The 6,688-nt window shown below is 69.5% G+C and carries 6 protein-coding genes; 2 read left to right on the forward strand and 4 right to left on the reverse strand.

Annotated features, from left to right (window positions below; translation table 11 throughout):
* From JGS39_RS37390 to JGS39_RS37405, 4 genes are all read right to left on the reverse strand, one after another.
* A partial coding sequence (locus JGS39_RS37390) for an ATP-binding cassette domain-containing protein (protein WP_219574239.1) occupies nucleotides 1-573 on the reverse strand: 573 nt, incomplete at its 3' end.
* Between the two features lie 44 nt (nucleotides 574-617).
* Complete coding sequence (locus tag JGS39_RS37395; protein ID WP_219574240.1) at nucleotides 618-1,520, reverse strand: ABC transporter permease; 903 nt, start codon at nucleotides 1,518-1,520, stop codon at nucleotides 618-620.
* Complete coding sequence (locus tag JGS39_RS37400) at nucleotides 1,517-2,512, reverse strand: ABC transporter permease (RefSeq protein WP_219574241.1); 996 nt, start codon at nucleotides 2,510-2,512, stop codon at nucleotides 1,517-1,519. The genes JGS39_RS37395 and JGS39_RS37400 overlap by 4 nt, the downstream gene beginning before the upstream one ends.
* A 182-nt stretch (nucleotides 2,513-2,694) precedes the next feature.
* Nucleotides 2,695-4,422 carry an ABC transporter substrate-binding protein gene (locus JGS39_RS37405; RefSeq protein ID WP_219574242.1) on the reverse strand — a complete coding sequence of 576 codons (1,728 nt, stop codon included), beginning with the start codon at nucleotides 4,420-4,422 and terminating at the stop codon, nucleotides 2,695-2,697.
* A 223-nt stretch (nucleotides 4,423-4,645) separates the two neighbouring features.
* On the opposite strand from JGS39_RS37405, the gene JGS39_RS37410 reads away from it, so the two are divergent.
* Together JGS39_RS37410 and JGS39_RS37415 are read left to right on the forward strand one after the other, a co-directional pair.
* On the forward strand, nucleotides 4,646-5,665 hold the full coding sequence (locus tag JGS39_RS37410) for a LacI family DNA-binding transcriptional regulator (protein ID WP_219574243.1): 1,020 nt from the start codon (nucleotides 4,646-4,648) through the stop codon (nucleotides 5,663-5,665).
* Between the two features lie 213 nt (nucleotides 5,666-5,878).
* Complete coding sequence (locus JGS39_RS37415) at nucleotides 5,879-6,649, forward strand: ABC transporter ATP-binding protein (protein WP_219574244.1); 771 nt, start codon at nucleotides 5,879-5,881, stop codon at nucleotides 6,647-6,649.
* Nucleotides 6,650-6,688: the final 39 nt, after the last annotated feature.

The following is a 6,688-nucleotide window of genomic DNA, read 5'->3' on the forward strand; positions in this document are numbered from 1 at the left end:
TCCGTCCTCATCGCCGACGAGGTCACCTCGGCGCTGGACGTCTCCACCCAGCGGGCCGTCGTCGGCGATGAGGACGGACGGGTCGAGAAGGGTGGAGATCACCATGACGGTGCGCTGTTTCATGCCGCCGGACAGCTCGATCGGGTAGCGGTTCAGGACGTCGTGGTCCAGGCCCACCAGGTCGAGGCGGCGGTGCAGTTCGGGCGTGTCCACGCTGACGCCGCGGGAGGCGAGCAGTTCGCGGATCATGCGTCCGATGCGCCGGGTCGGGTTGAGTGCGCTCATGGAGTACTGCGGTACGAGCGATATCCGGTGGAAGCGGAAGGCGTTCATCGCGCGGTCGTCGGCGACCGGCACGTCGTCGCCGTCGAGGGTGACGGTGCCGCCCGCGTGCCGCATCCGGCCGTCGAGGCGGATCAGCGACTTGCCGAGCGTCGTCTTGCCGCAGCCGGACTCGCCCGCCAGGCCCAGGATCTCCCCGTCGGCCAGGTCGAACGAGACGCCGTCCAGGGCCCGGACCTCGCCGCGCAGGGTGCGGTAGTGGACCCGTAGGTCGGTCACGGTCAGGGTCATGTGCTCAGGGCCTCTCCGGGATCGGTCACGGTGGAAGTCATGTCTCAGGCCTCCCGGAGTTTCGGGTTGAAGACCTCGTCGAGGCCGACGTTGGCGACGTAGAGCGCGCCGACGATCGCGGTGATCCCGGCGCCCGGCGGGACGAACCACCACCACATGCCCAGTTGGAGCGCGCTCCACTGCTGGGCGCTCTGCAGCATCATCCCGAGCGAGACGCCCTCGGTGGGGCCGAGCCCGATGAAGTCGAGGGAGGAGGCGATCAGGACGGAGCCGCCGAAGAGCAGGATGAACATCATGAAGAGGTACGAGCTCATGTTGGGCGCGATCTCGCGGAAGACGATCCGCCAGGTGCCGCTGCCGCTGAGCCGGGCCAGGTCCACGAACTCCCGGGTGCGCAGCGAGAACGTCTGCGCGCGGATCGCGCGTGCCGCCCAGGGCCAGGAGGTGAGCCCGATGAACAGACCCTGCACGGGCACCGAGCGGACGCCGAGGTAGGCGTTGATGATCAGCAGCACGGCGAGCGCGGGCAGTACGAGGACCACGTTGGTGAGCATGTTGAGGATCTCGTCGACCGCTCCGCCGCGGTAGCCGGCCAGGAAGCCGACGAGCATGGCGATGACGGCGGCGATGGCCCCGCCGACGACGCCGACCAGGAAGGTGGCGCGCAGCCCGTGCACGAACTGGGCGTACACGTCCTGGCCGAAGGTGGTGGTGCCCATCCAGTACGTGCCGTCCGGCGGCGCGGCCTGCGGGCCCACGTATTCGTTCGGGTCGGCGTTGTCGAGCAGCGGCGGTCCGATGATGCCGGTGAGCAGGAGCAGTACGACGACGGTGAACCCGATGATGAGCTTGGGGTTGCGCACGGCGTAGTGCAGCGTCTCGCGGCCGGGCCGGGCGGCTGCGGTGGGTGCGGCGGTCTCGGCGGCCGGTTCGGGCACGGTGCTCATGACTGGCCTCCTGCCATGCCGGTACGGGTCCGGGGGTCGACGACGACGTACACGATGTCGATGAGGAAGTTGGCGATCAGTACGCCGATGACGATGAACAGGAACGCGCCCTGGAGCAGGAAGAAGTCCTGGTTCTGGATCGCGGCGAGGATCAGCGAGCCGAGCCCGGGATAGGCGAACACGATCTCGGTGACGAGGGCCCCGGCCACCAGGACGCCCAGTTGGAGGGCGAGTCCGGTGATCTGGGGCAGGACGGCGTTGCGGAAGGCGTAGCGGCGGATGAGCCGCTGCGGTGCGCCGAGGGCCGAGAGATAGGAGGAGTAGTCGGACTCCAGCTCGTAGATGATCATGTTGCGCATGCCGATGGCCCAGCCGCCGAGCGCGACCAGGAAGAGCGAGAGGAACGGCAGCACCCAGTGCTGGAGCAGGTCCACGGCGAAGGCCGTGGACCAGGTCGGCTGGATGTCCAGGCTGTAGCCGCCGGAGAGCGGGAACCAGCCCGCCTTGGAGCCGAGCGCCCAGGCGAGGATGACGGCGATCCACATGTACGGCATCGCGGTCAGCAGGTAGCCGGCCGGCAGCACGGTGTTGTCGAGCACCTTGCGGCGGGCGGCCAGCGCCCCGGCCCAGTTGCCGACGAACCAGCTGAGCAGGACCGACGGGATCATCAGCCCCAGCGTGTACGGCAGCGCGTCGAGCAGCACGTCGGCGACGGGCTTGGGGAACACCCAGATGGACAGCCCGAAGTCGCCCTGCAGCAGGGCGCCCCAGAAGTGCAGGTACTGCTGCCAGACGGGCTCGTCGAAGCCGAACAGGTCGTTGTAGTAGGCGCGCATGGCCTCGACGGCCTCGGGCTGCGAGACCCGGGCCCTGGCCACCATGGCGGCGACGGGGTCGCCGGGCATGAAGCGCGGGATCATCCAGTTGACGGTGACGGCGACGACGAACGTCAGCGCGTAGATCAGAAGTTTGCGGGCGAAGTAGCGGCGCAAGGGAGCTCCCCGGAGAGAGCCCCGCCGTACGGGCGGCGGTCAGGGCGGCGCGCGCACGGCGGGGCGGTCATGGAATCGAGAACGGCCGGCGCACGGCCGGCCGGCCCCTGGGAAGGGCCGGCACGGAGCCGGTCCTTCCCGGAACGGCCGGCGCGGGGCCGGTCCTCCTCAGAACGGCCGTGTCACTTGACGGGCTTGATCTGGGTGAGGGCTTCAAAGCCGCCCATCTCCAGCCAGTTGCGCCACAGCGCCGGTGCGTACTTGGGCGCGCCCGCGGCGTCCGACGGCCAGTTCGTCCAGCTTCCGGTGGTGGACTGGGCCCAGAGGCCGTTGTACCAGAGCGGAATGACCGGCATCTCCTTGAGCTGGATCGCCTGGATCTTCGAGATGACCTTCTTCATGCCCTCGGTGTCGTCCGTCTTCACTCCGCCGAGTTCCTGGACGAGCTTCCAGGCCTCCTCGTTCTCGTACCGGCCGAAGTTGACGGTGTTCTGCTGCTTCTGGACGGGCAGCTGGAACATGTACTCGTAGTACGTCCACGGGGTGCTGGAGAGCTGGCGCTCGTTGTTGACGACGAGGTCGAAGTTGCCCTTGCCGCGCGTCTCGTTGAGGGCGTTCGCGTCGGGGAACTCGGTGGTGATGCTGATGCCCGCGTCCTTGGCGGACGAGGCGATGACCTTGGCGGCCTCCATCCAGTCGGTCCAGCCGGTGGGCACGGCCAGCTTCAGGCTGATCTTGGAGCCGTCCTTGTTCTCCACGAGGCCGTCGCCGTCGGTGTCCTTGTAGCCGGCGTCCGCGAGGATCTGCTTGGCCTTGTCGGTGTCGAAGGAGAAGCCCTCACGGGAGACCAGGTCCTGGTCGACGAACTTGTCCCACTGCGGGAGCAGACCCGTCGGGTTGGCGGGCTTGACCAGCTCCCCGTACACGCCCTTGACGATCTTCCCGGTGTCGACCGAGGCGGCGAGCGCCCGGCGGAAGGCCGCGTCGTTCATCGGCTTCCTCGTGGTGTTGGGCACCAGCCAGGCCGTGTTGGCGGAGAGCATGTAGGGCGGCTTGTCGTAGTACGAGACGACCTTCTTGCTCTTGATCAGCGAGGAGGCGCCGGGCAGGAAGTTGTTGCTGAGGTCCAGCTGGCCCTGACCCAGCTGACCGATGACCACCTCGTTGCTCGGGTTGGACACGTCGACGATGTAGCGGGGCGCGGGCTTCATGGAGAGCGCCTTGACGCCCCACCAGTCGTCGCGCCGCTGCCACACGACCCGGTCCTGGGAGTGGCTCTTGAGCGTGTACGCACCGGTGCCGACCGGCTTGTCGTTGACGCCGTCGAGGATCTCCTTCTCGGCGCGCTTGCTCCAGATGTGCTCCGGAACGATCGGCTGCCCGTAGAGGGTGAAGTCCCACTCCTGGTAGCGGGCCTGCTTGAAGGTGAAGCGGACCGTCGTGGCGTCCACCGCCTTCGCGTCCGACAGCCAGCTCCACAGGGTGTGGAAGGACGAGGCCTCGATCTTGCCGAGCCCGTAGGAGTACGCGACGTCCTTGGCGGTCAGCGGCTTGCCGTCCGACCAGGTGATGCCCGGACGGAGCTTCATCTCGTACGTCTTGTCGCCGGTCCAGCTGCCCGACTCCGCCAGCCAGGGCGTCAGCTTGCCCTCGTTGGGGTCGAAGTGGAACAGCGTCTCGTAGACCAGCCCCTTGGTGCCGGTGGCGTGGTCCCAGTTGTGCAGCGGGTTGTAGTTGGCCGGCGGCCCCCACTGCGTACCGGTGGTGTAGAGCGTCTCGTTGCGCGGGAGCGCGCCGCCCCCTCCGCCGCCGGAGCCGCCCGCCGAGGAGCCGCCCCCCGTGCACGCGGTGGCGGCGAGTGCGATCACGGCGAGCGTGGCCGCGGTCCGTCCCCGGAATCCCGTGCCCATCGTCCCTCCTTCTCCCCGCCGTCATTGCCGAGCGGAGTTACTGAACCGGGTAAGTGCCGTGAAGCTAAGGCCGCCGGGAGGGCATGTCAAGGGTGCGGGAGCGCTCCCATCCCTTTATTTTCATGGGCAGTTGAGCGATCATCGCTCCAGGAGAAGAGCCGCACACGCGAGGGTCGAAGTCCAAGGCGTTTCATGTAATACGAACCGGTTAAGCGAGGTCGCATTGCCCAGGCACCGCCCCACGATCGCCGATATCGCCCGCCGGGCCGGGGTTTCCAAGGTCGCGGTGTCCTACGCCCTGAACGACCGTCCGGGCGTCTCCCCCACGACCCGCGCCACCATCAAGGCCATCGCTCAGGAGATCGGCTGGCAGCCCAACAGCGCCGCCCGCGCCCTCACCCGCGCCCGGGCCGACACCGTCGGCCTCGCCCTCTGCCGGCCCGCCCGGCTGCTCGGCAGCGAACCGTTCTTCATGGAGCTGATCAGCGGCATCGAGAGCGAACTCTCCCCGCGCGGCTGCGCCCTGCTCCTCCAGGTCGTCACCGATCCGGCGCAGGAACTGGAGGTCTACCGCCGCTGGTGGGGCGAGGGCCGGGTGGACGGCGTGTTCCTCGCCGATCTGCGCAGCCCCGACCCCCGCATCGAGGGCGTCACCGAACTGGGGCTGCCGGCCGTGGTGATCGGCCACCCCTCCGCCGCCGGCCCGCTCCCCTCCGTATGGTCGGACGAGCACACGGCCCTCCGGGACACCCTCACGTACCTGACCGCACTGGGCCACCGGTCCATCGCCCGGGTCGCCGGGCTGCCCGGCCTCGACCACACGGAACTGCGCGACCGGGCCCAGGCCGGGATCTGCGCCGAACTCGGGCTCGGCGAGCCCGTCATCGTCCACACCGACTACTCCGGCCAGGACGGGGCGCACGCCACGCGACGCCTGATCAGCTCCCCGCGACGCCCCACCGCTGTCGTCTACGACAACGACATCATGGCCGTGGCCGGTCTTTCGGTGGCCCAGGAGATGGGGCTGGACGTGCCGGCCGACCTCTCGCTCGTCGCCTGGGACGACTCCCAGCTCTCCCGGGTGGTCCGGCCGCCGCTCACCGCACTGAGCCGCGACATCCCGGCGTACGGGGGGCATGCCGCGCGCATCCTGTTGTCCCTGGTCACCGACGGTACGGCGGCGGGCTTCGAGGACGCGGCGGCCCGGCTCGTCCCGCGCGGGTCGACGGCCCCGCCGCGGTAGGCGGGGACGGCCCTCGGGGTCGGTGTCATACCGCAGGAGGACGCCGGGCACCCCGTGATGCGACTCAAGGCTGCCCCCGGAACGGGCACCGGGGGTGACGACCGGCGGCCGGCCGGCGGAGAGGATGGAGCAGTGCCCCTGCCCCGGGCCCCCGCCGCCCGGCGTGGCCGTCGGGCGGGCCCCGTCCCGTACGAACCGACCCTGGAGTCTCCCGTGACCACCATGTCCACCGCTCACCGCGCCACTGCGGTGGCCGCCCGCGCCACGGAACTGTCGAAGGTCTACGGGGAGGGCGAGACCAAGGTGACCGCCCTGGACCGGGTCACCGTGGACTTCCCGCAGGGCGAGTTCACCGCGATCATGGGCCCGTCGGGCTCCGGCAAGTCCACGCTGATGCACTGCGTCGCCGGTCTCGACAGCTTCACCGGCGGTTCCGTGCGCATCGGTGAGACGGAGCTGGGGTCCCTCAAGGACAAGCAGCTCACCCAGCTGCGCCGGGACAAGATCGGTTTCATCTTCCAGGCGTTCAACCTGCTGCCGACGCTCTCCGCGCTGGAGAACATCACGCTGCCGATGGACATCGCGGGCCGCAAGCCCGACCAGGACTGGCTGCGCAAGGTCATCGAGATGGTGGGCCTCGCCGACCGGCTGAAGCACCGCCCGACCGAGCTCTCCGGCGGCCAGCAGCAGCGCGTCGCGGTCGCCCGCGCGCTGGCCTCGCAGCCCGAGATCATCTTCGGCGACGAGCCCACCGGAAACCTGGACTCCCGCTCCGGCGCCGAGGTCCTCGGCTTCCTGCGCAACTCGGTGCGCGAACTGGGCCAGACCGTGGTGATGGTGACCCACGACCCGGCCGCCGCCTCCTACGCGGACCGGGTGATCTTCCTCGCGGACGGGGCGATCGTGGACCAGATGATGCACCCCACCGCGGACGGGGTGCTGGACCGGATGAAGGCGTTCGACTCCAAGGGCCGCACCAGCTGAGCCCCGGCCCTCCCCGGGCCCCCGGTTCCTGTCCGGAGT

The organism is Streptomyces poriferorum (assembly GCF_019399235.1).
Classification (GTDB): domain Bacteria; phylum Actinomycetota; class Actinomycetes; order Streptomycetales; family Streptomycetaceae; genus Streptomyces; species Streptomyces poriferorum.

What these genes read in the sequence shown, in the direction of transcription:
- JGS39_RS37395 (WP_219574240.1), bottom strand. Translation starts at nt 1,520, where the DNA reads ATGAGCACCGTGCCCGAACCGGCCGCCGAGACCGCCGCACCCACCGCA.
- JGS39_RS37405 (WP_219574242.1), bottom strand. Translation starts at nt 4,422, where the DNA reads ATGGGCACGGGATTCCGGGGACGGACCGCGGCCACGCTCGCCGTGATC.